The organism is Halomonas sp. McD50-4 (genome assembly GCF_022348135.1).
In the GTDB taxonomy this organism is placed as follows: domain Bacteria; phylum Pseudomonadota; class Gammaproteobacteria; order Pseudomonadales; family Halomonadaceae; genus Vreelandella; species Vreelandella piezotolerans.
The window spans coordinates 154305-179457 of record NZ_JAKRFG010000005.1 but is presented as its reverse complement, the minus strand read 5'-3'; the positions used below and the strand labels follow the sequence as shown (position 1 = coordinate 179457).

The 25153-nt window shown below is 58.4% G+C and carries 25 protein-coding genes, 1 pseudogene and 2 CRISPR repeat arrays; of the genes and pseudogenes, 20 read left to right on the top strand and 6 right to left on the bottom strand.

From position 1 onward, the window contains the following. The first annotated feature begins 15 nt into the window (after window positions 1-15). The 3 genes from MHM85_RS08350 to MHM85_RS08340 all read left to right on the top strand — a co-directional run bounded on the left by MHM85_RS08350 (window position 16) and on the right by MHM85_RS08340 (window position 2742). On the top strand, window positions 16-1512 hold the full coding sequence (locus MHM85_RS08350; RefSeq protein ID WP_219863951.1) for a CoA-acylating methylmalonate-semialdehyde dehydrogenase: 1497 nt from the start codon (window positions 16-18) through the stop codon (window positions 1510-1512). Between the two features lie 113 nt (window positions 1513-1625). Further along, entirely contained in the window at window positions 1626-2246 is a 621-nt protein-coding gene (locus MHM85_RS08345) for a TetR/AcrR family transcriptional regulator (protein WP_219862016.1), read from the top strand. Between the two features lie 40 nt (window positions 2247-2286). Beyond that, the gene (locus MHM85_RS08340) at window positions 2287-2742 is read left to right on the top strand and encodes an NUDIX domain-containing protein (RefSeq protein ID WP_239285702.1); all 456 of its coding nucleotides are present in this window, start codon (window positions 2287-2289) and stop codon (window positions 2740-2742) included. A gap of 6 nt (window positions 2743-2748) precedes the next feature. On the opposite strand, the gene MHM85_RS08335 is transcribed toward MHM85_RS08340, so the two are convergent. After that, complete coding sequence (locus tag MHM85_RS08335) at window positions 2749-2901, bottom strand: hypothetical protein (protein ID WP_239285699.1); 153 nt, start codon at window positions 2899-2901, stop codon at window positions 2749-2751. A 185-nt stretch (window positions 2902-3086) separates the two neighbouring features. Between MHM85_RS08335 and MHM85_RS08330 the strand changes: the two genes are divergently transcribed. Next, the gene (locus tag MHM85_RS08330; protein ID WP_239285697.1) at window positions 3087-3548 is read left to right on the top strand and encodes an Hsp20/alpha crystallin family protein; all 462 of its coding nucleotides are present in this window, start codon (window positions 3087-3089) and stop codon (window positions 3546-3548) included. A gap of 35 nt (window positions 3549-3583) precedes the next feature. Beyond that, window positions 3584-3994 carry an Hsp20/alpha crystallin family protein gene (locus MHM85_RS08325; RefSeq protein WP_239285695.1) on the top strand — a complete coding sequence of 137 codons (411 nt, stop codon included), beginning with the start codon at window positions 3584-3586 and terminating at the stop codon, window positions 3992-3994. Between the two features lie 70 nt (window positions 3995-4064). On the opposite strand, the gene MHM85_RS08320 is transcribed toward MHM85_RS08325, so the two are convergent. Next, the gene (locus MHM85_RS08320; RefSeq protein ID WP_219862009.1) at window positions 4065-4934 is read right to left on the bottom strand and encodes a PhzF family phenazine biosynthesis protein; all 870 of its coding nucleotides are present in this window, start codon (window positions 4932-4934) and stop codon (window positions 4065-4067) included. After that, window positions 4921-5133 (bottom strand): DUF1127 domain-containing protein, encoded by a 213-nt coding sequence (locus MHM85_RS08315; RefSeq protein WP_219862007.1) that lies wholly within the window; start codon window positions 5131-5133, stop codon window positions 4921-4923. The genes MHM85_RS08320 and MHM85_RS08315 overlap by 14 nt, the downstream gene beginning before the upstream one ends. A gap of 174 nt (window positions 5134-5307) precedes the next feature. Here MHM85_RS08315 and MHM85_RS08310 point away from each other — a divergent pair, with 174 nt between their 5' ends. From MHM85_RS08310 to cas2e, 12 genes and pseudogenes are all read left to right on the top strand, one after another. Beyond that, window positions 5308-6741: a PLP-dependent aminotransferase family protein gene (locus MHM85_RS08310; RefSeq protein ID WP_219862005.1), complete on the top strand. Its 1434-nt coding sequence runs from the start codon at window positions 5308-5310 to the stop codon at window positions 6739-6741. Between the two features lie 174 nt (window positions 6742-6915). Further along, a CRISPR array of direct repeats spans window positions 6916-8470; the repeat unit is 29 nt; unit sequence CCGTTCCCCACAGGCGTGGGGATGAACCG. Between the two features lie 140 nt (window positions 8471-8610). Continuing rightward, window positions 8611-8793 (top strand): type II toxin-antitoxin system HicA family toxin, encoded by a 183-nt coding sequence (locus MHM85_RS08305; RefSeq protein ID WP_219862002.1) that lies wholly within the window; start codon window positions 8611-8613, stop codon window positions 8791-8793. Window positions 8794-8816: 23 nt separating this feature from the next. Then, a complete protein-coding gene (locus MHM85_RS08300) occupies window positions 8817-9221 on the top strand; it encodes a type II toxin-antitoxin system HicB family antitoxin (protein WP_219862001.1) in 405 nt (134 codons plus the stop codon). 230 nt (window positions 9222-9451) lie between these two features. Further along, a pseudogene (locus MHM85_RS08295) lies at window positions 9452-9706 on the top strand (HD domain-containing protein); the annotation flags it as partial. After that, window positions 9693-12356 carry a CRISPR-associated helicase Cas3' gene (gene cas3 / locus MHM85_RS08290; RefSeq protein ID WP_219861999.1) on the top strand — a complete coding sequence of 888 codons (2664 nt, stop codon included), beginning with the start codon at window positions 9693-9695 and terminating at the stop codon, window positions 12354-12356. The pseudogene MHM85_RS08295 and the gene cas3, both read left to right, overlap by 14 nt. A gap of 217 nt (window positions 12357-12573) precedes the next feature. Then, the gene (gene casA, locus MHM85_RS08285; protein WP_275443411.1) at window positions 12574-14178 is read left to right on the top strand and encodes a type I-E CRISPR-associated protein Cse1/CasA; all 1605 of its coding nucleotides are present in this window, start codon (window positions 12574-12576) and stop codon (window positions 14176-14178) included. After that, the gene (casB, locus tag MHM85_RS08280; protein WP_219861995.1) at window positions 14175-15248 is read left to right on the top strand and encodes a type I-E CRISPR-associated protein Cse2/CasB; all 1074 of its coding nucleotides are present in this window, start codon (window positions 14175-14177) and stop codon (window positions 15246-15248) included. The genes casA and casB overlap by 4 nt, the downstream gene beginning before the upstream one ends. A 2-nt stretch (window positions 15249-15250) precedes the next feature. Then, window positions 15251-16393 (top strand): type I-E CRISPR-associated protein Cas7/Cse4/CasC, encoded by a 1143-nt coding sequence (gene cas7e, locus MHM85_RS08275; protein ID WP_219861993.1) that lies wholly within the window; start codon window positions 15251-15253, stop codon window positions 16391-16393. Window positions 16394-16395: 2 nt separating this feature from the next. Next, entirely contained in the window at window positions 16396-17070 is a 675-nt protein-coding gene (gene cas5e, locus MHM85_RS08270) for a type I-E CRISPR-associated protein Cas5/CasD (RefSeq protein ID WP_219861991.1), read from the top strand. Further along, a complete protein-coding gene (gene cas6e, locus MHM85_RS08265; RefSeq protein WP_219861989.1) occupies window positions 17045-17647 on the top strand; it encodes a type I-E CRISPR-associated protein Cas6/Cse3/CasE in 603 nt (200 codons plus the stop codon). The genes cas5e and cas6e overlap by 26 nt, the downstream gene beginning before the upstream one ends. Window positions 17648-17657: 10 nt before the next feature. Continuing rightward, window positions 17658-18578, top strand: coding sequence for a type I-E CRISPR-associated endonuclease Cas1e (cas1e, locus tag MHM85_RS08260; RefSeq protein WP_219861986.1), 921 nt, complete (start codon window positions 17658-17660; stop codon window positions 18576-18578). A gap of 1 nt (window position 18579) precedes the next feature. Beyond that, window positions 18580-18876: a type I-E CRISPR-associated endoribonuclease Cas2e gene (cas2e, locus tag MHM85_RS08255; RefSeq protein WP_219861984.1), complete on the top strand. Its 297-nt coding sequence runs from the start codon at window positions 18580-18582 to the stop codon at window positions 18874-18876. Between the two features lie 110 nt (window positions 18877-18986). Beyond that, window positions 18987-19930: a CRISPR direct-repeat array (repeat unit 29 nt; unit sequence CCGTTCCCCGCAGGCGCGGGGATGAACCG). 109 nt (window positions 19931-20039) lie between these two features. On the opposite strand, the gene MHM85_RS08250 is transcribed toward cas2e, so the two are convergent. After that, complete coding sequence (locus tag MHM85_RS08250; protein WP_219861982.1) at window positions 20040-20642, bottom strand: DNA-3-methyladenine glycosylase I; 603 nt, start codon at window positions 20640-20642, stop codon at window positions 20040-20042. Beyond that, window positions 20642-21382, bottom strand: a complete 741-nt coding sequence (gene pcsA, locus MHM85_RS08245; protein ID WP_343218330.1) for a phosphatidylcholine synthase — start codon at window positions 21380-21382, stop codon at window positions 20642-20644. The genes MHM85_RS08250 and pcsA overlap by 1 nt, the downstream gene beginning before the upstream one ends. A gap of 174 nt (window positions 21383-21556) precedes the next feature. Between pcsA and MHM85_RS08240 the strand changes: the two genes are divergently transcribed. Next, window positions 21557-22006 (top strand): GNAT family N-acetyltransferase, encoded by a 450-nt coding sequence (locus MHM85_RS08240; protein ID WP_219861980.1) that lies wholly within the window; start codon window positions 21557-21559, stop codon window positions 22004-22006. 17 nt (window positions 22007-22023) lie between these two features. Here MHM85_RS08240 and MHM85_RS08235 read toward each other — a convergent pair whose 3' ends face one another. Then, window positions 22024-22500, bottom strand: a complete 477-nt coding sequence (locus MHM85_RS08235) for a YbaK/EbsC family protein (RefSeq protein WP_219861977.1) — start codon at window positions 22498-22500, stop codon at window positions 22024-22026. A 303-nt stretch (window positions 22501-22803) separates the two neighbouring features. Between MHM85_RS08235 and MHM85_RS08230 the strand changes: the two genes are divergently transcribed. Next, window positions 22804-24249 carry a GGDEF domain-containing protein gene (locus tag MHM85_RS08230; protein ID WP_219861974.1) on the top strand — a complete coding sequence of 482 codons (1446 nt, stop codon included), beginning with the start codon at window positions 22804-22806 and terminating at the stop codon, window positions 24247-24249. Further along, entirely contained in the window at window positions 24239-25153 is a 915-nt protein-coding gene (locus tag MHM85_RS08225; protein ID WP_239285687.1) for an amino acid ABC transporter substrate-binding protein, read from the top strand. Before MHM85_RS08230 ends, MHM85_RS08225 begins: the two co-directional genes overlap by 11 nt.

The following is a 25153-nucleotide window of genomic DNA, read 5'->3' as shown; positions in this document are numbered from 1 at the left end:
TTTTGGAGTTTCATGATGAGTGTTGTTTCCCACCTGATAAATGGTGAGCTGGTGGAAAGCCAGCGCACGCTGGAGGTCACCAACCCTTCTACCGGAAAAGTGATTCGCCACGTGGCGGATGCCAGCGCAGCGGATGTGGAGCGGGCGATTGCTGCGGCTCAGGCGGCGTTTCCCGCCTGGCGCGATACGCCGCCCGCCAAGCGTGCCCAGGTCATGTACCGCTTCAAGCAGCTGCTGGAAGAGCACGCGGACCGCCTCGTGCAACTGGTCAGCGAAGAGCATGGCAAAACGGTGGAAGACGCGATGGGCGAGCTGAAGCGCGGCATCGAGAACGTCGAATACGCCTGCGGCGTGCCGGAGCTGTTAAAAGGCGAGTACTCCCACAACGTGGGGCCGGGCATCGATGCGTGGTCCAACTTCCAGCCGTTGGGCGTGGTCGCGGGCATTACCCCGTTCAACTTCCCTGCCATGGTGCCGCTGTGGATGTACCCGATGGCGATTGCCTGCGGTAACACCTTTATCCTCAAGCCCTCCGAAAAGGACCCGTCGGCGGCCATGGCCGTGGCTGAACTGCTGCAAGAGGCGGGGCTGCCCAAAGGCGTGATGAACGTGATTCACGGCGGTCGCGAAGCGGTGGAAACTCTCTTGGATGCCAAAGCCGTGAAAGCCATTTCGTTTGTGGGTTCCACGCCCGTGGCGGAAGCGATCTACTCCCGTGGTTCGGCGGCGGGCAAGCGCGTTCAGGCCCTGGGCGGGGCGAAGAACCACGCGGTGATACTGCCGGATGCCGACCTGGAAAACGCCGCCAACACCCTGATGGGTGCCGCCTACGGTAGCTGCGGTGAGCGCTGCATGGCGATCTCGGTGGCGGTGTGTGTGGGCGATGAAACCGCCGACCGGTTAGTGGACACCTTGCTGCCCAAAATCGCCCAGTTGAAGGTGGGCCCCGGTACCGATAAAGGCCTGGACATGGGCCCGCTGGTCACCGCTGAACATCGCGATAAAGTGCTTGGGTTTATCGAAGACGGCGTTAACGCTGGCGCTTCGCTCGTGGCGGATGGGCGCGGCCTGAGCGTGGCTGGCCATGAGGAGGGCTATTTCGTCGGTGGCTGCCTGTTCGATCACGTCACTGCGGAGATGCGCATTTACCAGGAAGAGATCTTCGGGCCGGTACTTTGCGTGGTACGGGTCGGCAGCCTGGACGATGCCATGCAGCTGATCAACGACCACGAATACGGCAACGGCACCTGCCTGTTCACCCGCGATGGCGAAGCCGCCCGCCGCTTCACCGACGGTATCGAAGTGGGCATGGTGGGGGTGAACGTACCGCTGCCCGTGCCGGTGGCTTACCACAGTTTTGGTGGCTGGAAGCGCTCGCTGTTTGGCGACCTTCACGCCTACGGCCCAGACTCGGTGCGCTTCTACACGCGCCGTAAAGCGGTTTCCCAGCGTTGGCCCTCCGTCAGCGAAGCCACCCGGGCGGAGTTCTCGTTTCCCACCACCCAGCGTTGACGCAATGCGCTAACTGCGCCATCTTCACTGCACCACCGCCTGCGTCTTTGTGGGGCGGTGATGTATGTTTTGATGCGTGTGATTAGCGGTCAGAGCGGCAAAGGGATATTAGCGTGGCGAGAACACAGGACGAAATTCGGCAAACGAACGTCAAGAAGATCCTTCAAGCGGCGGAGCAGCTGTTTGCCGAGAAAGGCTATGCCGGAGCCTCCATGGGAGAGATCGCTCAGTTGGCCGACCTGCCAAAGTCCAACGTGCACTACTATTTCGCGACCAAGAAGGCGCTCTATCAAGAGGTGCTGCTGGCGCTGTTAGCGGTGTGGAAGCAGGACGCACTCTGCTTCGAGCTGTACGACGACCCCCGCGTGGTGCTCTCGACCTACATTCGCGCCAAGATGAATCACTCCCGCTACCGCGCCCACGGCTCCAAGATCTGGGCGGCCGAAGTGATGCAGGGCGCGCCGATTCTCAAAGAGCGCCTGCGCGATCACCTCTATGAATGGACCAAACTGAAAGAGTCGAAAATTCGCGAGTGGATCGAAGCCGGCCAAATCGATCCCGTCGAGCCCTCCTACCTGCTTTACATGATCTGGGCCTCCACCCAGCACTACGCCGACTTCGACTATCAAATCTCACTGCTCAACGACGACAAACCGCTGGACGACCTGCAGTTCGAAAAGGCCGTGCAGTCGGTGACGTCGGTGATTTTAAGAGGCATTGGGCTGACGGCTTAGGGTATCGGCGTGTGCTAACCGATCTGCAAAAGGGGGAGCGATGAACGATACCGCCCGACCTATCATCGGCGTGGGGGCGATAGTCATCCGCTCGGATGGAAGCGTGCTGCTTGGGTATCGCGATAAACCGGGGGAAACGCCGTGCTGGTGTTTGCCCGGCGGCCATGTCGATGCGGGAGAGTCCTTTGAGACGTCGGCTGCTCGCGAAGTCGCGGAAGAAACGGGCATTACCGAGCTGCACGGTTTGGCCTTGCTGGCGATCACTCAGAACCTCGATAGCGCCGCCTCCATGGTGACCGGAGCCGTCATCGCCCACGTGAAACAAGAGGCCGAGGCCTGGCTGCTCGAGCCTGAGGTGTTCAGGGAGTGGCGCTGGTTCCATCCCAGCGCGCTGCCCGCGCCGCTATTCCCGGCCAGCCAAGCGGTGTTGGCCCACTGGCAGGGCCAAGCGCCGCCCACCGGTTGGCGCACCTATCCTATCGCGCCAGTCGCATGAATCGTGCTATGTCGCAAGCAAGCTCTCCATGGGCACCGATAGATCGAACTTATGCCGCTTACGCGAGAGTAGCGTGCGGAACTTGCGCAGGTTGTCATCGCCATAGAGTACGCGGTCGCAGAAGCAGTCATACGCCTCTAAATCGGTGACGGTCAGCACACTGAGCTCAACACATAAACATCGGTTAGGCGATTTAGAACGCGCCAAAAAAATGGCCATCAGACGCTTGAAAAACGAACGAACGCTCCTATTTTTCGTACCGTAGAGGCTGCTTCGGTGGAGTGAAAAAGGGGCCGCCTCTCATCGCAAGTCTCACAGTCTGCTTTACGTAGGAGGTATTCGACATGTTCGATGATCTCAAGCGTTTTGAAACGGGCTCGTCTGAGCAGTATGACTGGCTCAACCAGTTGCTGGATGGCTTCTTTCCTGATCGCAATACCATGGATATTCGCGCGGTGCCGCGGGGTAGCTTTCCCATGATCAATATCGCCCGCAGCGACGAGGCCGTTAGGGTCTACGTGTTTGCCGCAGGGTTGGCCCCTTCGGATCTAATCATCGATGTTCAGGACAATGTGCTGACACTGCGTGGTCAACGAGACGCCGTGTCGGGCCAACATGAGGAGGGTGAGTCGCGTCAGGTTCTGCGCCGTGAGCGCGCCAGCGGGGAATTCGTTAGATCGATCGCCTTACCCGAGGGAATCGACGTCGAGCGGTCAGAGGCGCGTCATGCCTATGGGGTATTCGAGATCGTGCTACCCAAGCGCGAAGAACTCAAGCCACGGCGTATTGATGTTCAAGCGGCGTAAATCATGCGTTTAACCAGGTTTTGGAGGGTCGAATCATGAATGACATCGTCCGTTCATCCCACTCCCATCACTCCCCGCTGCAGCAGGAGCAGAACGGCCAGAATCGGCACTATAAGGAGGCGCTTCTACCGGCGGTGGATATTATCGAAGAGGCTAACGCGCTCAAGCTAGTGGCCGATATGCCCGGTGTGACACCGGAGACGCTCAAGGTAGAGGTCGATGACCAAGTGTTGAGTCTGGAAGGGGAGATAGCGCTGAATATGCCGGAAGGACTCAGCGCTTTGCATGCCGAAGTGCGCGGTCAACGCTTCGCGCGGCGCTTCAACCTGAGCCGGGAGGTAGATAGTGAGGCCATTACGGCCACTATCGTCAACGGCGTGCTGACGTTGACGCTTCCCAAGAAAGAGAGCCACCGCGCGCGCCGTATCGAGGTCCAGGCGGCGTGACGCTAGGCAGTGCATGGCGATAAGAGCGAGTGTCCGCGATATCGTGGACACTCTTTTTGCTTTTAAGGCTTCACGGTAGGTAAAGCGTCCCCTTACCCACCACGATGGCGTGCCCTCCCACCGTCACGAACCCCGGCGTCATATCACCATTGGCCGCCGTATAAATAACGCTGGGCCGCCCCATTTCAATGCCTTGATGTATCTCGCAGCGCAACGCTTCGGTCTGGAGGGAGGCTAGATAGCCGGTTAACGCTGCGGCAGCGCTGCCGGTTGCGGGGTCTTCGCAGAGGCTGTCGTGCATACAGAACATGCGGCTGCGAATCACGGTCGCTTGCCCTGCTGATGGCTCCCTAACGTACAGGTAGATTTGAGCCGCGCGGCTGGGCATCACGGTACTGGCCCAGAGGGCGGCTGAAATAGTGACGCTCTCCAAGGCCGAGGTATCCGATAGCTCGATCAAGTGATAGGGCAGCCCGAAAGACGCGATAATCGGGTCGCCGACTATTTGGTGGCTATCCAATCCCAACAGCGCCACGGCAGTGGGGTGATCGAGCGTGCTGTCTGCCAGCATAACGGCGTGCGACGTTGTGAACTCCGTTCTGCCGCTGGTCGATGTAATGGCCAGCTCCCCGATAGGTGGATGAAGTACCAGCGGTTGCGTCGGGTTGGCGAGTTCCAATGCTGCCAGCAAGTGTGCGGTACCCACTGTCGGGTGGCCTGCAAACGGGAGTTCTCTCGTCGGCGTGAAAATCCGCATTGGATAGTGGTTCGGTTGCGTGGCGGCACTCAAAAAAACCGTTTCTGCCAGATTCAGTTCATTGGCCAAGGCCTGCATGGTGGAGGTGTCCAGCTCATCGGACGCCATAAACACCGCGAGGGGATTACCGGTAAACGGCTGTTCGGTAAAGACGTCCAGCAGGTAGTAGTCAGCGCTTTTCATGGGGAGTCTCCTTGAGGGGCGTATGTTTCCAGAATGCTTTATGCCCCTCTTTGGCTGCCTGAGTGCGGGTGATACCAATATCGTCGAGTAGCCGGTCATCCAGGGCGAGCAACTGGCGGCGGCTACGCCGGTAGTGGCGGTACTGATTCAGTTGGAGACGTAGTTGGCAGCGGAGCTGGTTAAGACTGAAGCGTGGCATGGCAAATCCTCCGAAGAGATCACAGCGGGCGGTAGGATTAGATTATGTGGTGACGATTCTTTGATACAGATATAGGTTTTTTTATTTTTAAGATACAGATGGTCGTGCTATACCTCTGTATGGCAGCTGGAAGTGTCATCTGTATGGTGGGTTGGGCTATAGGGAGTGGGTGTCATGACGCGCTATGAAGAAGTGGCCGCTATTCTGCGCGAGCGTATCGAGCACGGCATCTACCGTGTGGGTGATCGCCTGCCCTCCATTCGAGCGGTGTGCCAGGAAATGGAGGTCAGTATTTCGACGGCTCAGGAAGCCTACCGGCAACTGATGGATGTGGCGTTGATCGAGTCGCGGCCCAAGTCGGGCTACTTCGTGCTGCCCAGCCGTGTGCCTTCAGTGCTGCCGTCGGTCTCACGACCTGCCCAACGGCCGCTGGATGTTTCCCAGTGGGATCAAGTGCTGGAGCTGGTTGCGACCCAGCGTGATGATGTGCGCCTGTTACTGGGGCGAGGCGTACCGAATTTTGAGTATGAGACGCTGCGACCGCTGTCTAAAATCCTGGCTGGCCTGCATCGTCGTAATGATCTGCACGGGTTCAACTATGACAAGTTGAGCGGTAGCCCTGAACTTCGTCAACAGGTGGCGCGGCTGGCGGTTGCGTCGGGCTGCTTGCTGCACCCAGACGACATCATGGTGACCACCGGCTGCCAGGAGGCGCTATCGATTGCGCTGCGCACGCTCACCCAGCCGGGTGATGTGGTGGCCGTGGATTCGCCCAGCTTTTATGGCACTATGCAGATACTCAAGGCCAACGGCTTGAAAGCGCTGGAGATACCCACCGACCCGCAAACCGGTATCAGTCTGGAAGCCCTGGAGCTGGCGCTGGAGCAGTGGCCGATCCGCGCGATACAGGTCACGCCCACTTACAACAACCCGTTGGGCTACACCATGCCGGAGGCGCGTAAACGCGCGCTGTTTCAGCTTGCCCAGCGCTTCGATGTGGCGATTATCGAAGACGATATTTACGGCGACCTATCCTTTAGCCAGCCAAGGCCGCGCACCGTGAAATCCTTCGACGACGACGGGCGCGTGATGCTGTGCAGCGGCTTCTCCAAAACGGTGGGCCCCGGGCTTAGAGTCGGCTGGCTGGCACCGGGGCGCTATCGCGACCAGGCGCTGCATATGAAGTACGTCTCCACCGGTGCCTCGGCGACGCTGCCGCAGTTGGCCATCGCGGAGTTCGTCGCCAAAGGCTACTACGAGCGCCACATCCATTACGCTGCCCGCCAATATCAGCGCCAGCGGGACATCATGATCAGCTGGGTGCAGCGCTCCTTTCCCGAAGGGACGGGCATTAGCTACCCCCAGGGCAGCTTTTTGCTCTGGGTAGAGTTACCCGCCGCCATAGATTGCGTGAAGCTCAATCAGCGTCTGGCACAGCACGCCATCCACGTGGCACCGGGCTCGCTGTTCTCCGCCTCCGGCAAGTTCCGCCAGTGCCTGCGGCTGAACTACGCGTTTACGCTCACGCCTAGTATCGAAGCCGCCGTGCGAACGGTAGGTGAGCTGGCCACCGAGATGGTGGAGGAAGCGCAGGCGTCGCTCGTCTAAAAACGATACATACTCCTACCATCGAACGAGGCTTGGTGCGATTTTTATAGTTTTTAGCAACCTGCTGATTTTATTGTTCTTTAATAATGCTCTTCTGATCAAAAATCGACCTGAACCGCTGGTGGATATTCTGCTGCCTGTTTTTATCTTGCAGAACAGTCATCTACAATTAGTCCGTTCCCCACAGGCGTGGGGATGAACCGGCAAAGCGTCGTCAATGGGAGTCATGTCGTAACCGTTCCCCACAGGCGTGGGGATGAACCGGCAATGATCCACAGGAACGGGGTGAGGCTCATCCGTTCCCCACAGGCGTGGGGATGAACCGCGCGGTTATGCCGTGGTTCGCTACTCAGGCGTCCGTTCCCCACAGGCGTGGGGATGAACCGCGTAGAATCACCAGCCTGTCACTGACAGCCGGCCGTTCCCCACAGGCGTGGGGATGAACCGCTGCTCAAACAGTGCAACGAGCTAACGCCCGCCCGTTCCCCACAGGCGTGGGGATGAACCGTGCTCGCCAACCGTCACCATGTCCGCGTCTTGCCGTTCCCCACAGGCGTGGGGATGAACCGGTAGCGGTTGCCGCCGATATGATGGCGGGCAGCCGTTCCCCACAGGCGTGGGGATGAACCGCGTTCGACCCAGGTTCGTTACCCGTCGCAGAGCCGTTCCCCACAGGCGTGGGGATGAACCGTTGTTTAGCTGGCCGTCCACCATTCTTTCGGTCCGTTCCCCACAGGCGTGGGGATGAACCGGACTTTCAGCAGTGCCAGGAGACCAGCCATCGCCGTTCCCCACAGGCGTGGGGATGAACCGATCACCAAACGCGTCGGCGAATACAGCGCGCACCGTTCCCCACAGGCGTGGGGATGAACCGCCGTCCGGGTTGCCGGGGTCGCTGAGGGTAATCCGTTCCCCACAGGCGTGGGGATGAACCGCCCTCCTAACCCCACCTACAGGAGACGCCGCACCGTTCCCCACAGGCGTGGGGATGAACCGTTGCATGGCCCAACAACACGGCTTGATGAATGCCGTTCCCCACAGGCGTGGGGATGAACCGTCGTTGGGCAGAGGGACGAACTTTCTTCGCTGCCGTTCCCCACAGGCGTGGGGATGAACCGTGATCCTTAGCGATGCCTTGCCGTCAGCCAGCCCGTTCCCCACAGGCGTGGGGATGAACCGGTAGAGACGTACACCAACCTCTACATCGAGACCCGTTCCCCACAGGCGTGGGGATGAACCGGGCGTCGAGCACCTGAATAACGTGTTCAACGGCCGTTCCCCACAGGCGTGGGGATGAACCGCGCTGTCCTTAGCGCCGATATGGCGGGCCGATCCGTTCCCCACAGGCGTGGGGATGAACCGGTCTTGGCGATAATCATTTAAAAATTCATCGGCCGTTCCCCACAGGCGTGGGGATGAACCGCCTTTATCGATGAGGGCAACTGGAACTTCCATCCGTTCCCCACAGGCGTGGGGATGAACCGTCGGCAAAAGGGGCGCGGTCACATCGAAAGTGCCGTTCCCCACAGGCGTGGGGATGAACCGATGCGACAGTCATCCAGCAGTTGATAGACGACCCGTTCCCCACAGGCGTGGGGATGAACCGGCTTTCTAGGTCGCCAGTGTGATCGGCTGGGGCCCGTTCCCCACAGGCGTGGGGATGAACCGTTGACTATAAAACTGACCAAACTATGCCAAATCCGTTCCCAGCAGGCGCGGGGATGAACCAAGTCATTGGAAGCGTTTGCTAACTGAATATTCATATCCAAGGCTTATGTATGGTTCAACGTGTTTCTGGGGGTATGAGTATTTGAATATTTATAACCCTGGAGTTATATTTTGGGTGGCGAAAGAGAGAAAGGAGGAGGGGTGAAAAGCAAGGACCTCATCAAGGAGATGGAAGCCGATGGGTGGTATCTAGACCGTGTTAGTGGGAGCCATCACGTATTCAAGCACCCTACCAAGCCCGGCAGTGTGCCCGTGCCTCATCCGAAAAAGGATTTGCCCAAGGGCACCATTCACAACATCAGAAAGCTCGCGGGGCTCAGGTAGCTCGGCCGTTCAGGAGGTAAATCATGCAATATCCGATTGCTATCGAATGGGGCGATGAGCACACCGCCACCGGTATCGTCATTCCGGACATTCCCGGGGCCGTGACAGCGGGTGACACGACCGAACACGCTTATGAAATGGCGGTGGAAGTAGCTCATATCCAGCTGGAAGAGTTAGCCAACGAGAATAAAGACATTCCCATGCCTCGCAGCATTGCGGAGCATCGTAAAAACCCTGATTTCGAGGGGTACGGCTGGGGGATTATCGATATTGATATCACGCCCTACCTCGGCAAAACCGAAAAGGTGAACGTGACGCTGCCAGGCCACGTCATCCGCCAAATCGACAAATACGTGACCACCCACGGTATTAAAAGTCGTTCTGCGTTCATTGCCTCGGCGGCGTTGGAAAAGCTGAACCATGCGTAACGAATAGGCTGTCTCAACGCGAAAGGCGTATTAAGGTAGCGACGCTGAAACCACATTTTGAATGGAAACCTCGCCCTCGACAGAGCGCGGGGTTTTTTTATGGTGGCGCAATGCGTTCAACCACCGGTCGTTTTGGACCTTCCTTTCGACTGTCAGACACGCTATGGTCGGTTTTGGCTAGTTTGCTAATTTTAATGAATTAAGATGGCTGTCGGGGAGATGTAGCGGCCGTTGGTTGGCACCTGCTTGCGCATGAGCGCTCCTTGACCCAGCAGCTGGCAGTGCAGTTGCATATTGAGCCTGAGTCATTACGTCGGCTGATGGTTTTTTTATTGGGGCTTCATGACCTGGGCAAGTTCTCCCGCGCCTTTCAAGAAGTGCTGAAACTTTCACTCGACGGTATGGCAACGCCGCAAGGTGACATCTTTGAGCGTCAAATAAGCCGATGCATAGCACTAGGATGGGCAGATCATGTCGGTAGATAGTTTTTCCAGTCTGTCAAAAGCTGCGCGGAGCCTATGGTCGAAAAGCGCTATTGAGGGGCCAGGGCATAATCTTGTAGCGCACATGTTGGACGTGGCTGCAGTGGTGGAAACCCTGCTCGAACGTGAGCCACAAAAAAGCCTGGATTGGGCGAGTCACGCGCTTGGATTACCGCGCGAAGGCGCTATTCGTTGGATTGCCGCCATTGCCGGATTGCACGATTTTGGCAAGGCCATCCCGGGTTTCGTACTCAAGTGGCCGTTAGGCCATGCACGTGCTCAGGCTGCCGGTCTCGTTTTCCCGGACCGATCAGAAGCGCGTAGCAATCATTCATTGGCCACTGCGGCCCTTCTAGCAGAGCCGCTCAGCGAGCTGACAAAGGCACCGTGGGGGTGGGTGCTGGCGGTCGTGCAGGCGATAGCTGCCCATCATGGTCGTCATTTCCGCGCAGACGAGACAGGCCGTGGGCGGCCTCTAGGCGAGCCTCCCGAGTGGGCACGAGCGCGTCGCGAGATACTCGATGTGTACTGGCAGACCCTGAATCCTCAAGGGTGTCCGAGCCATGATGATCTAGATCTTGTAGTGGTGAATTGGCTGGCCGGTTTGACCAGTACCGCAGATTGGATTGCATCCAACGTGGAGTGGTTCGCGCTCGGCGAGCGCCGTGACGATCTGCAGGAGTATTACGATCATGCACGCTCGCTCGCTGTGGATGCACTGGTAAATGCCGGTTGGCCACGGTTTCGCCAGATTTTGACCAAGCCTTTCTCGACGGAGACCCTGCTTAGCCGTATTCGCGGCGAGCCGACGGCGCCGCGCCCGTTGCAGCAAGTCGGTGAGGCGCTGCTTCAAGACGCGTGCGGGCCTACCTTGTTGCTCGTCGAGGCGCCGATGGGTGAGGGCAAAACCGAGTTGGCTTACCTGGCTTATCTTCGTTTGCAGGCTGCTAACGCGCATCGCGGACTCTATGTCGCCTTGCCCACACAGGCGACCGGTAATGCGCTTTTCGACCGTACCCAAAAGTTTCTTCACGCCTTTGACGACACTACGGCCGTAAAACTCGTTCATGGTGGTGCGGCTATGAGCGAGCAGCTACGACATTTGCGCGGTATCGCGCACGATAAGCAAGAGAGTATCTCGGCCTCGGTCTGGTTTTCCCAGCGGCGTCGGCCATTGCTGGCGCCGTACGGTGTGGGTACAGTCGATCAAGCACTGCTCGGCGTGCTCAATGCCAAACACCATTTCGTGCGGCTGTGGGGATTGGCAAACCGAGTGGTCGTGCTGGATGAAGTGCATGCCTATGACACCTATACCAGCGTGTTGATCGAGGCTCTTGTGCGTTGGCTCAAGGCCATGGGGAGCTCAGTCGTCCTTATGAGCGCTACCCTGCCAAAAGACAAGCGTGATCAATTGGTGCGTGCCTGGGGCGCCGATCCACACGAAGTGCCAGAAACCGATTACCCGCGCCTGACGAAGATCGATGCCTCTTCGATTCGCTGTGAGACGTTCGAAAGTCGGCCGCAGGATCCCATTACTCTGCATTGCCTCGACGAGTCGTTGGAGGCGATCAAGCACCAAGCGGTCGCGTTGCTCGAAGAGGATGGTTGTGGCGCGGTGATCGTCAATACCGTTGATCGTGCTCAGCAACTATTCCGTTTACTGGAGTCGTACGCAAGCACCAACAGCATCGAAATAGTCCTGTTTCATGCACGATTTCCTTCGGGCCAGCGTTCGGAAATCGAAGAGCGTGTACTCGCACTTTTTGGCGAATCGGGAAAACTCGAGGATGGGACGCGACCACGAAAGGGGTTGTTGATTGCGACCCAAGTCGCGGAACAGTCGCTCGATCTGGACTTCGATTTCATGCTGAGCGATCTCGCCCCTATCGACCTGCTTTTGCAGCGAGTCGGCCGCATGCACCGTCATAAGCGGGAGCGACCGACCGCGCACAGGCAGGCACGCTTCTGGATTGCAGGGTTGCATTACGACCATTGGCCGTCATTCAAGGCCACCGCTTGGGAGTATGTGTATGACCCGTACGTACTGGGGCATACGTGGGCCTGTCTACGCGAGCTGCAAATGCTGCAGCTACCAGCCGATATCGATACGCTCGTGCAGCATGTCTACAGCTTTCCAGAATTGCCGACCTCGATTAACGCACAGACCCGCGATTTCATCGAAATCGAGTGCTACGGTGCTCGTTTGGGCGTCGAAAAGGGCAAGCGTCAACAAGCGACCGATATATCGCTCGACCCGGAGGATGAGCCAGCCCGGGCCTACCAGAACAAGCCCTATGGCGGTGATGATGAAGAGGGCATGCGTAATGTGACCCGGCTGGGGCCAGAGTCGGTGAGCCTGGTGCCGATCGATGTGATCGACGGCGCGTGGACGGTCAACGGCATCGTTATCGATCCGGCGCAAATACCGTCCGACGATGTTGCTCGCCGCCTCTATGCCCGACAGCTGCGCGTATCGCGCAAGGCGCTCGTACTGCATTGCAAGCAGACCGAGCTGCCTGTGGCATTCGCCGATCATCCTTTATTGCGGCATCTACACCCCATGCCCATGGCCGAGGGCCGCTGTGAACTGGGTGAACAGTCGCTTTATCTCGATCCGGATCTGGGGCTCGTTTATGAAGCGGGTGAAAAGTGAGGGGAGGAAGCTCCTCCCCTCGTCGACCCCACGTGTGTGGGGAGGTTTAGCAATTCGCGCATAGGCAAAAGGACTATTCGGTTCATCTCTGCTTGGGCAGAGTGCTCGACTATAAGCCAATCGTCGGGGGGACGTATATTTTCTTGGTTGAATTTATATAAAGGTCTATTCTTGGAAATGGTTAAGTCGTCTGGTGCGTTTCAGTGCGGGGGAGTACATGACAGACACGAGCGATAGCATTCGGGTGGGCGCTGAACTTTCTGTTCCGGCTTATGACCTGCTCCGAGAACCCTGGTTGTCTGTCTGTCTTGCAGATGGAACGGTTACCTCAATGGGGCTGCTCGAAACGTTCGAGCGTAGTCGGGAGATCGTCGCGCTGGCGGATACCGCGCCGCCGAGTGTCGTGGCACAATATCGGTTGCTGCTGGCGATTACTCATCGCGCCATCTCCACGGCGCAAGGGCGCTGGCGAGAATCCGAGCGGGCCGCATGGTACCGAGATGGCCTGCCCGTTGATGCGATACGCACCTATCTTGAGCACTGGCACGACCGCTTCTGGCTATTTCACGATACCCATCCGTTCATGCAGGCGGCCGTTCTGGATACGGCCGGGCCGACCCGCGATAAGCTCAAAAGCGTAGCGCAAATATCCTTGGCAAGCGCCACCGGCAATACGCCCGTGGTATTCGACCACGCCTATGACAGCGAGCCAGCAGAACTCACTCCGGCACAGGCGTTGAACACGCTGCTCGGATTTCTGCAATTCACGCCCGGCGGGCTGGTCAAGGTGTTTCGTGGTTCGGACAAAGCCGGGGCGCTGGCCAATACCGCCGCGGTGATTCCCTTGGGTCATACGCTGGCGGAGACGATCGCGCTGAGTCTCCATCCGGATGAACGACGCTCGAATGCTGAACCGGATCTGCCCAGTTGGGAGCGCGAACCGCTCACGGAAAAACAACTTGTCGGTGAGCCGGTATTTGCCACCGGGCCGAATGATCGCTATACGCGCCAGAGCCGTGCCGTGCTGTTCAAGCGTGAGGAGAACGGCAATATTCGTTGGCTGCGTTTCGGGGCTGGACTGGCTCTGGGCGATAGCGAGACCCAGCCCGACCCGATGGCTAGTTTTCGATCCGGTCAAAACGGGCTCGTACGCATCAGCTTTACGGAAGGGCGCGCGACATGGCGCGATCTACCCGTGCTTGTACCCGGGCCTGAGACCGAAACCGAAAACCGGCGTCCGGCTGCGGTCGTCGCGTATGCCGCAAGCCTGCATCAAGCACTCGGACCCGGCTCGAACCGTTATCAGCCGCTATTGGTGGCCGGACTTGCGAGTGATCAGGCCAAGCTGCTGCGCTGGCGTATGGAGCAGATCGTGCTGCCAGCCAATCTGATGGTCGATCTCGACCGCTCCGAGACCCTCCAGGAGAAAGTGGCAGATGCCGAAGCACTCTACTACACGCTGCGAGCGGTGGCGCGCGGGATGCTCGCCGACAGCATGCCGGATCCGGACAACAAGGAGACAAAGGCCCGAGCTCAAAGTCTTCTGGCGGCCGGGCCACTAGCGGCCACATATTTCGCGTCGGCCGAGCGAGCTTTACCCATCTTAATGGCGCAGCTCGCCGCGGACGAATTCGAAGCCGCGACCGCTCACTGGAACGATACGCTGCGTGACGCGGCCCAACGTGCCTGGCGCGATGTAGTCGTGGGATTGGGTAGTACGCCCCGCGGGCTGCGTGCAGAAGCCCGACACTATCCGCGGCTGCTGGGTCTGCTCAGTAAATACTCGACCAAGGCAGGCTTCGCCGCAGGAGAAAAGCCATGACCTCCCATGCCGGCAAATTCGTCGGTTATCTCGAAACGCTGTATGCAAATAATCCCGGAGCCATTGCCCGCCTGCGCCATAGCTTGGCTCAGCCGATCGGCGAAGATCCAAAAGCGGTGGCGATCGTCGAGCGTTTTGCAGGCGCGGAACGCGACGTGGACGATCCGTATCGACTGGCGCTGTATCTCACTGCCGGTTTGTATGCGAGCCACCCGGAACAGGCAGGCGCCACGATTGCCGAGGCGTTTGGCACGCTATGGCGTACCCGGCAAAACCCCAGCATAGAGCAGCGCTTCATTGCCCTGCTGCAAGCCGATGAGCAGCAGATTGCGGTACGCCTGCGCCAAGCTACGACGCTGCTCGCGGCAGACGGCTACGGGTTTGATTACGTTCAGCTCATAGCTGATATCGCGCTGTGGCTCGACCCCCTTAAAAAAGAGTACCGCTGGCAGGAGATGCGCCAGCGCTGGGGCCGCGAGTTTTACCGTGCGGCGTTGGCGGATAAGGCCGCTCAAAGCGAGCCTGAGGCATTAAAACAACAGTTGTTAACGCTTGCGAAGAATGAGTCCCCAGTATTGTCTCGTCTGCGTCGAAGCCTGACGCTGCGGCCTGGTGAAGACCCTGTGGTTTTCCCGTCGTTGGAGCCTTTCATTGATCCCGCCTGGAAAAGCGGCGACCCGAGACGGCGTGCACGCTACCTCGTGGCGGGACTGTTTGCGGCCCACCCGGAATACGAGCCGGATCGTACCTTGGCTTTCGCGCTTAACCGGTTGGCCGCGCAGGAGAAAAATGACGCAGAAAGCGTCGAGCGGCGTTTCATCACCGTGCTTGGCGCTTCCGGCGACACCATCGCCGATCATCTACGCCAGGTGGTGGCGTTGCTTCGCGATACCCCAATCGGCTACGACCCAGCGCTTCTTATCAAGGATATGGAAGTCTGGTTGGCACGCACGCCGAACGTGGCACGCCTCGATCGGTGTCGCCAACGCTGGGCACGGGATTTCTACTGGATCCCGCGTAAAGACGAACACAATAACCAATCCGAAACAACACAAGAGCAGGGGGCCTGAACATGCGCGCATTCCTCGAGTTTCACATCATCCAGAACTTCGCACCGTCCAATCTCAACCGCGACGATACGGGGGCGCCCAAGGACGCAATCTTTGGCGGCCATCGTCGTGCGCGGGTGAGCAGTCAATGCTTCAAGCGGGCCACGCGCTTGGCGGCGGCAGAATACGATCTCATCGACGAAGCTCATCGCGGCATTCGCACCAAGCGGCTCAAGCGGCTGCTGGTGGAGCGTTTGGCTGACCGCGATCCTGAAGAAGCGGCCGGTAAGATCGAGAGCGCCTTGGCAGCAGCCGGATTGAGTTCGTCAAAGAAAGACAAGGAAAAGACCGAATATCTCTTGTTTCTCGGTGAGAAGGAGATTGCTGGGTTCGCGGAATTGGTCGACCAATATTGGGACGAACTGGCCGACGTCGATGCAACGGCCAACAAGAAACAACGCAAGGCCTCGGCCCCACCGGAAGTCACTAAAAAGGCCAAGGCGTTGCTCGACGGTGGCAAGGCGGTGGACATTGCCCTGTTCGGACGTATGCTTGCTGATTTGCCAGCCGTGAATCAGGATGCAGCGTGCCAAGTGGCGCACGCGATCAGTACCCACCGGGTCGAGCGCGAATTCGACTATTACACCGCAGTAGATGATCGTGCGCCGGATGACAACACTGGGGCCGACATGATCGGTCAGATCGAGTTCAACTCGGCGACCTTCTATCGCTATGCAGTGCTCGACCTACACAAGCTATTCGATAATCTCCAGCAGGATCGAGAGCTTGCCCTGTCGGCCATCGAAGCGTTCGCGACCGCGTTCGTGCGCGCCGTGCCCAGCGGCAAGCAAAACACGTTCGCGGCCCATAACGCGCCGGATTTTATCGGTGTGAGTCTGCGCCACCTCGCCCCCATGAGCCTAGCCAACGCCTTCGAGAAGCCGGTTGTTGCCGATCTGCGTATCTCGTTGACCGAGCAATCGGTCGAACGCTTGCACAAGGCCGATGAAAAGCTGTCTGCCGTATACGGCGATGGTCAAGACCAGTGGCTCTATCTGGATCTCACCGGACAATGGCCTGACAAGAACCGGGGCGAAGCGCAGCCCAATCTCACTCGACTCGCCCAGCGCGTGCGCGAACTCGCAGATGACGCGCTGGAGGCATAGACGTGGCGACATTGCTGATGTGCCTGGCTGGTCCCATGCAATCCTGGGGGACGACCAGCCGATTCGACGAGCGCGATACGCAGCTCGAACCCTCTAAGTCCGGTGTTATCGGCCTGGTTTGCGCCGCACTTGGCCGCGATCGGGCAGAGTCTGTCTCCGATCTCGCGGCCTTGCGCATGGGAGTACGTGTCGATCGCGAAGGTATCCCTATGCGCGACTATCAAACCGCCACGGGAGTGGTCGCCTCATCCGGCAAGGCTGACGCCAATCGCACCGTCGTCAGCCAGCGCTACTACCTGTCGGATGCTGCTTTCCTCGTCGCGCTCGAAGGTGAGCGCGAACTACTGGCTAATATCCATAAGGCCCTACGGGCACCGTACTGGCCATTGTCGCTGGGCCGCAAGAGTTTTGTACCGTCTCGCCCGGTATTCATGCCAGATGGTTTGCGTGATGGCAGCCTTTTGGAGGTGCTGGGATCGACAGCGCTGCTCACCGAGGACGATACGCGTCAGGAAATGCAACAGCGACGCGTTGTCATCGAAGATGACAAGGAAGGCACCGCCCGGGTCGATCAACCGATAGCGCCATTCTCCGAGCGCCGATTTGGCCCTCGTTTCGTCAAGACATTGCAACTGACGCCAGGGGGTGACGATGTATCTCACTCGACTCACGCTTGACCGGCGCAATGCAAGCGTCAGGCGGGATCTGGCCGATGCTTACGAGATGCATCGGTCGCTAGTACGAGCCTTCGTGAACGATCCTGATGACAAGGCACCGCGTTTTTTGTGGCGACTGGAGCCCGATTCGGGTCGGCAGGATCCTATCATTGTTGTTCAGTCGCTTGTTCAGCCTGACTGGTCAGGGTTCGGGAGTCCGGGCTATCTGAAAGCACAGGTAGAGTCTAAAAATATCGATGTTGATAGAATTCTGACAGCGAGAGGGAAGTATCGATTCAGGCTGTTTGCCAACCCTACGGTGACGAAAGCTGGAAAAAGAGTCGGGCTTGCCAGTGAAGAGCTGCAGTGTCAGTGGCTGGAGCGGCAGGCTGCCCAGGCGGGCTTTGATGTGGAGACAGCGCTGGTGATGGCGACAGAAATGCTTGATGTTCGGCAAGGTGATATTCGTTTGCGGCAGGCGTGGTTTGAAGGTGTGCTAACCTCTACTGATCCAGCCCTTTTAAAAAATGCGATCAAAAAGGGAATAGGCCCCGGCAAGGCTTTCGGGCTCGGACTGCTAAGTATTTCTCCAAGATGATGAGAATACCATGAGCTTCATCCCCCTAAAGCCCATCCCCTTGAAAGACCGCATGTCGATGATCTTTGTCGGCATGGGGCAGATCGACGTGCGCGACGGCGCGTTCGTCGTCATCGACGAGGTCAACGGCGAGCGCATGCATATCCCGGTCGGGTCGGTAGCCTGCTTGCTGCTCGAGCCTGGCACTCGGGTTTCCCATGCGGCGGTCAAGCTGGCTTCGGTCGTGGGTACGCTGCTGATCTGGGTGGGCGATGCGGGCGTGAGGCTTTATAGCGCTGGGCAGCCAGGTGGCGCGCGCTCCGACAAACTGCTCTACCAAGCCCAGCTGGCGTTGGATGAGAGTCTGCGACTCAAGGTCGTGCGCAAGATGTTCGAGCTGCGCTTTGGTGAAGCGCCACCCTCACGGCGCAGCGTCGAACAGCTTCGCGGCATCGAGGGCGCCCGAGTGCGCAAGACCTACCAGGTATTGGCCAAGCAGTATGGTCTGAAATGGCAAGGGCGGCGCTACGATCCAAAGCAGTGGGACGCCTCGGACGTGGCTAATCAATGCCTCTCGGCGGCGACCGCCTGTCTTTACGGCATTACCGAAGCGGCCATTCTGGCAGCTGGCTATGCCCCCGCCATCGGCTTTTTGCATACCGGCAAACCATTAAGCTTCGTCTACAACATTGCCGATATCGTCAAATTCGAGACCGTCGTTCCGGCAGCATTTCGCATCGCCGCGAAGAACCCGCCAATGCCTGAGCGCGAGGTACGCATCGCCTGTCGTGACGCCTTCAAGCAGACCCGGCTACTGCAACGCATCATCCCCATGATCGAAGAGGTGCTTGCGGCGGGCGAGATCGAACCGCCACCACCGCCAGCCGACGCCGTGCCTCCCGCCATCCCCGAGCCGCCGTCGGAGGGCGATAGCGGCCACAGGAGTCAATAGCATGGCTATGCTTGTCGTCGTCACCGAAGCTGTACCGCCCCGCCTGCGCGGACGACTTGCCGTCTGGCTGCTGGAAATTCGCGCCGGCGTTTATGTCGGCGATGTCAGCAAACGCATTCGCGAAATGATTTGGGAGCAGATAGAAGTGCTGGCCGAGGAGGGGGGCAACGTCGCCATGGCCTGGGCCAGCAACCACGAATCCGGCTTCGAGTTCCAGACCTTTGGCGACAACCGCCGCGTCCCCATCGACCATGATGGACTACGCTTGGTGCGCTTTTTACCGTCTATTGATAAGTAACTGTTTTTGATGCTCTTTAAGAATATAGATCTGTTCAAAAAATGATCAAAATCGCCGGTGGTTTGTCCGCTGGCGATTTTTCTTTTTGAAAACAAGTGGCTACAATTAGTCCGTTCCCCGCAGGCGCGGGGATGAACCGCTTCCGTGCGTTGTGACCGCCGTATCTACCGACCGTTCCCCGCAGGCGCGGGGATGAACCGACGATGGGTCGTATGTTGACGCCCAGGGCGGACCGCTCCCCGCAGGCGCGGGGATGAACCGGTAGGGGTCGACTAATTGATCGCTGTGCGGATCCGTTCCCCGCAGGCGCGGGGATGAACCGCGGTCGAGCATTTCCGTATCAGTGAGCGAGTCCCGTTCCCCGCAGGCGCGGGGATGAACCGAGAGACTCATTGCCAAACAAACCATCATGCAGCCGTTCCCCGCAGGCGCGGGGATGAACCGTGATCGATGCCAACGGCGCGGTGCTGTATGACCCGTTCCCCGCAGGCGCGGGGATGAACCGTTCGTTCTGTGTTTGGCCAGTGAACAGGGAACCCGTTCCCCGCAGGCGCGGGGATGAACCGCCTCCGAGCCGCCGCCGCGTGAGGCCGAGTCTCCGTTCCCCGCAGGCGCGGGGATGAACCGGGCTTGATAATGTTGAAAGAGACACTAAAGCACCGTTCCCCGCAGGCGCGGGGATGAACCGCCAGTGGCAACACGATTAGCACGGCTATTGGGCCGTTCCCCGCAGGCGCGGGGATGAACCGGAGCGCAAATGGGGATTGATAACATTGTCCAGCCGTTCCCCGCAGGCGCGGGGATGAACCGATGGTCTCGGTACTCCTGGTGAATCCTGTTCTCCGTTCCCCGCAGGCGCGGGGATGAACCGGCGATATGCAGCGCGAAGGCAGCTATCAGCAACCGTTCCCCGCAGGCGCGGGGATGAACCGCGCTTAGGTCGTCTGGTTTACGTACTTTGTCCCCGTTCCCCGCAGGCGCGGGGATGAACCGGCTTCGTCTTCGTCCAGGTTGGAGAGCTGAAACCGTTCCCCGCAAGCGCGGGGATGAACCGCACCGCCTAGCCTTGGCGGCTATCAAGAACTGTAGTGGTTCAATAAAACCGGACGCCAAGCGTGATCGAGCTAATGTTGGGTTTCATAGTAAGGCTCTTATCGATAACGCTAGGTGGGACGCTGAAACCGCCGCCGCGCTTGCTCCACCCGTTCACGCGTGATGCAGTGGAGCGAGTGGTCGTTGACCAACCCCATGGCCTGCATGAAGGCAAACGCGGTGGTGGGGCCGAAAAATTTCCAGCCGCGTTTTTTCAGCTCCTTGGCCATGGCAATGGATTCTGGCGAGGTGGACTGCGATTGGGGGGCCACGGTGTCATTGGGCTCATAGCGCCAGAAGAACGCCGCCAGCGACCCCTCCTGCTCGACCATCTCTTTTGCCCGTTGGGCATTGTTGATGGCCGCTTCGATCTTTCCGCGGTGACGAATGATGCCTGCATCCTGCAGTAAGCGCTCCACGTCCTCTTCCGTAAAGCGGGCGACGTGGTGGAAATCGAAGTGGTGAAAGGCGGCGCGGAAGTTCTCACGTTTATTCAAAATCGTGCGCCAGCTTAAGCCCGATTGAAAGCTCTCCAGGCAGAGCTTTTCAAATAGCCGCTGGTCATCACTCACGGGAAAGCCCCACTCCTGATCATGGTAGGGCAGGAACTCCGCCGCTCCGCCACACCACTGGCAGCGGGGGCGACCGTCGGGGGCGATGAAGTCATGAGCCATTAGCGCGGTACCTGACCGCCGAACCACTCTTGAGCCGTGCGCCAAAAGCACATGCCCGCGAAGTACAGAGAAGTCAAACCTAAGCCCCACCGTGCCCAGGCGGTGTAATCAGGGTGTGAAAGAATTAACGCGGTGGCACACACGCACCACAGCAGCGTGACGGCGATATTGAACGGCATGAACAAACGCACACGAAAGGGGTGCAGAAACTTCATTTTGGTCACCGTCAGCATCGCTAAGACCAGTATGGCGGTAAACGTGATGAACGGCGGTAAATCAAGAATGTAAAAGTAGGCGGCGGCAATGTTCCAGGCGGCAGGAAAGCCCACGAAGTAATTATCCTGGCTTTTCATATCGACGTTACAAAAGCAGAACATTGACGACAACAAAATGATAAAGACCGAGATCAGCTCTAAGTAGGGCGGTAATTCAATGAAGTAGTAAATGAAGAGGGCGGGAATGAAGGCCCAGGTGAGGTAATCGATCACCATATCCAGCGTTGATCCATCGAAATGCGGCAGCACGGATTTTACTTCATATTTGCGTGCCAGCGTGCCATCCACCCCATCGATCATCATCGCCGCCCCCAGCCAGAGCAGGCAGGCCACCGGGTTATTGTCGATTAGCGCTAGCAGCGCCATCGTGCCTAGCAGTACTCCGCTGGCGGTAAAAACATGCACGCTCCAAGCTTTGTAAATCGGTGCTCGGGATTCGGTTTGAGTAAAGAGTGTTTGGACCACGGTAACCCCAGTGGGAACACGTGGTCCCCTTGCTGTTAGATGGATCGATAAACGGTGAAAAGACGATACACTACAATCAGAACGTCGTCAGAAAATCCGCGGCAAATCGTCTGGTCTCAGCGTTTGGCGGTGTGCCAGACACTCGGTGGCTCACCCATATAGGAGTTATAGCGCATGTCCCACGTTCGCTCTGCCACGATTCATGATCTCGACGCCTTGACCGAGCTACTAGACGGCTATCGGCAGTTTTATCAGCAGCCAAGTGATAGGCAAGCCGCGCGTGATTTTTTGCGCCAACGGTTTGGGCAAGCAGATTCGCGCATTATGGTGAGCGAAGGTGAGGATGGCACGCTCACCGGGTTCGTTCAGCTCTATCCGGGCGTGTCCACCGTGGGGCTAAATGCGCGCTGGACGCTGAACGATCTTTTCGTACGACCAGCGTGCCGAGAGAACGGCACGGGGCGAGCGCTGATGGAAGCGGCCACTCGATTGGCTCGTGAACATGGTGTTGCGCGTTTGATATTGATGACGCAGGTCGACAATGAGCGCGCCCAGCGGCTATACGAGTCGCTGGGCTGGCAGCGCAATACGGCGTTTTATGGCTATGTGCTCGATGTGACCTAAACGCGCTTCATCGTCACTTAGCGGATGCTCTCTGGTAGCGTACACACATCGACCCATTGAGCGCTGACTAAGTCGGCTAAGCGTTGTGGGCTCAAGCGCACGGCACTGTTCGGTGAGCCCGCCGCGGGTAGCACTTCATCGAACGCGTGCAGGGATTCGTCGCAATAGACGGGAAGTTGGGTGGCCAGTCCAAACGGACATACGCCTCCTATCGGGTGGCTGGTCAGTTCCATCACCGTGTCGGCATCCAGCAGTTTGGCTTTGCCACCGAAGGTATCGCGGATCTTGCGATTATCGATCCGAGCATCGCCACTGGCGACGATCAGTAGCGGCTTTTCTCCCACTTTGAACGCCAATGTTTTGGCAATTTGCCCAGAGACCACACCGTGCGCCTCGGCGGCGAGCTGTACGGTGGCGGTGCTGGTGTCTAGCTCTTCGATGGTCACCTCGGGCGCGTGCTCGGCAAAAAATTGGCGAACGGTTTCGATGCTCATGATGGGCTCCTTGAAGGTATTTATCACTAACTTAGCGTGTCCCCCGCTCGCTAGCCAAGCGGGGATGAGATACCTGCGCCTAGCGATTGGCTGAAGCTCGCAAAGGGCATGCCAGAAACGCGACATGACTCATGGATAAAACGTTTAAATAGTGTGCTTATTCAGAAGGCATTTGGTGATAATTTATCAAACAACCATGGGCCTGCAGCTGTTGCTGAAAGGTGAGACATGTCATTTCAAGATGTTGGTCGCTAAACGCATCGATACGGATGGCTAAAACGCCGATTGAAGGACACCTGCTGCATGCAAGAGGCCAGCGCCGATAACGCCCCTGATTCGAAGGCTTCACTTCCTTGGCACCGAACGGTGGTGGGTAAAGTGGCTATCTTCATGCTGATGGGCGTCATCTTTGCCTATCTGATGGGCGCGATGCTGGGCTTCACCATGGTTGAGCGCAGCGCCCGGGATCAGTGGGGGCGCGAAGCGCAAATGAATGCACAGATGGTCAGTGCCACCATTCGGCGTATTTATACTTCTGTTGCGGTGCGTACCGATCCTGGCGGGCAAGTGACGCAGCTGGTATCGACACGCCCGATTGGCGATGAAGAGTCGGTGTTGAGCACTGGCTTCAGCCCCATCGATGTCTTGGCGCTGGCCAGTGCGCAAACGCGCCACAACGTTTGGCTCTTTTCACTGACGAATAGCCGCCGCTTTACGCCGGTCGCCAATGCGTATAGCGATGCCGCCGGTGAATTAGTGTTTCCAAATGCCGCTGAGCTTGGCAATGCTCCATTTGCGAACGACTTCTATGTGGGGTTTGCGCGCATTGGGGGCGAGGCGCACTTCGTGAGTTCGCTGCCTATCATCAGCCCTCAGGGCGATCTGCATGGGGTCGTGGTGTCGAGCATTGGCTTGAAGAGTGAACTGTATCACTTACATCGTGAACTGATCTTGAAGATTGTGGCGTCGTTGGGCGTGGTGCTGCTGGCAACGGCGCTGCTGCTGAGTATGTTGATGCATCGACTGTTCAAACCGGTCCCTCGCTTGATCCGGGCCTTGACGCATATTGCGCACAATCGAGCAGATCGGGCCACGCCCTATACTTGGCGCAGCGATGAAATTGGCTGTATGGCCCAGGCCATCGAGACGTTGCGTAAAAAGGTGGAAGAGCGAGAGCACCTATTAGAAGTGAAAGAGCAGGCACTGCGTTACCAGCACCTAGCGCATCACGACGCGCTGACCAAGCTGCCCAATCGCGTACACTTCAACGATGCGCTACAGGAGGCCGTGACAAAAGCCCCACACGGCGCACCTTTCAATGTCATGATTTTTGATCTCGACCGCTTCAAGGCGGTGAACGATACGCTTGGCCATGCAGCAGGCGATACCTTGCTGATAGAGGCGAGCCAACGCGTGCAAGCGCTGCTGGAAGAGAGCGACCTCGTTGCGCGCTTGGGAGGCGACGAGTTTTCGATCATTCAGCAAGCCCACTATGACGGATTGGCAAAAGCCCAGCAGTTGGCTCATCAACTGGTCGAGGTTCTGAAAGAGCCGTTTGCCATCGATGGTCACGAGGTACACATTGGGGTAAGCGTCGGTATTGCGCTGGCGCCCCGGGACGGAACCAGTAGCCATTCGCTATTACGCAGCGCAGACGTGGCACTCTATACCGCGAAAGCGATGGGGCGTGGCCGCTATGCGGTCTTCAACCCTGCCATGACCATGGGGGGCGCACCGCATGAGGGCTAACAGTGTCGGCGTGGGCGTGTTGGCTCTGACACTGATGAGCCTGCATGTAAGCGCGTCACCTATTGCCCTTGAAACCTCGCCTACCTTGACGCGGATCGCGCAGCAGCAGGCCATCACGCTGGGTCACCGCCTTCAGGAAATTCCTTTCTCTTACGTGGTCGATGGGCAGCCCGTCGGCTACTCCATCGATCTCTGTAGGGCGGTGGTCGCGGGTCTTCAACAGCGGTTGGGCGGCGTGCCGCTCGAGGTCCGATTCGTGCCGGTCACGCCGGTCAATCGTTTCATTCTACTGCGCCATGGGGAGATCGACCTCGAGTGTGGCGTCACCACGCGCACGTCGGAGCGGCTCGAACAGGCGGCTTTCTCATACCCGCATTTTTACACCGCGACGCGCTATGTCGCCTTGGCAGAAAACGCGATGCGCACCGTAGCAGATCTCGCGGGACGCAGCGTGGTATCGACGACAGGGACGATCAATATCGAGCAGCTCAACGCACTTAACCGCCGTCATGGGCTGAACATTGCCGTGATGCTTAGCCGTCGCCATGAAGAGGCGTTCGCCATGGTCGATAAGGGACAGGCCGCCGCGTTCGTGATGGACGACAGTTTGCTTGCCAGTCTCGTCGCCCGTGCGGATGCCCCCGAGCGTTTTCGTATTTCTGACGAAGCAATCAGCGACCCCCAGCCCTATGGCTTGATGATGCCGCTAGCGGATGCGGTCTTTTCGGAGGCGGTCAACCAGGCGCTGCATGAGTACTACCAAAGCGGGGCCATTCATGCGCTGTACGATCAATGGTTTTTGCAGCCCATACCGCCCGATAATCAAGTGATGGGTTTACCGATGAGTGCAGAGCTGGCGGCCACGTTCGAATGGCCCGATGTACATGACCCCTCCAGGAGGTGA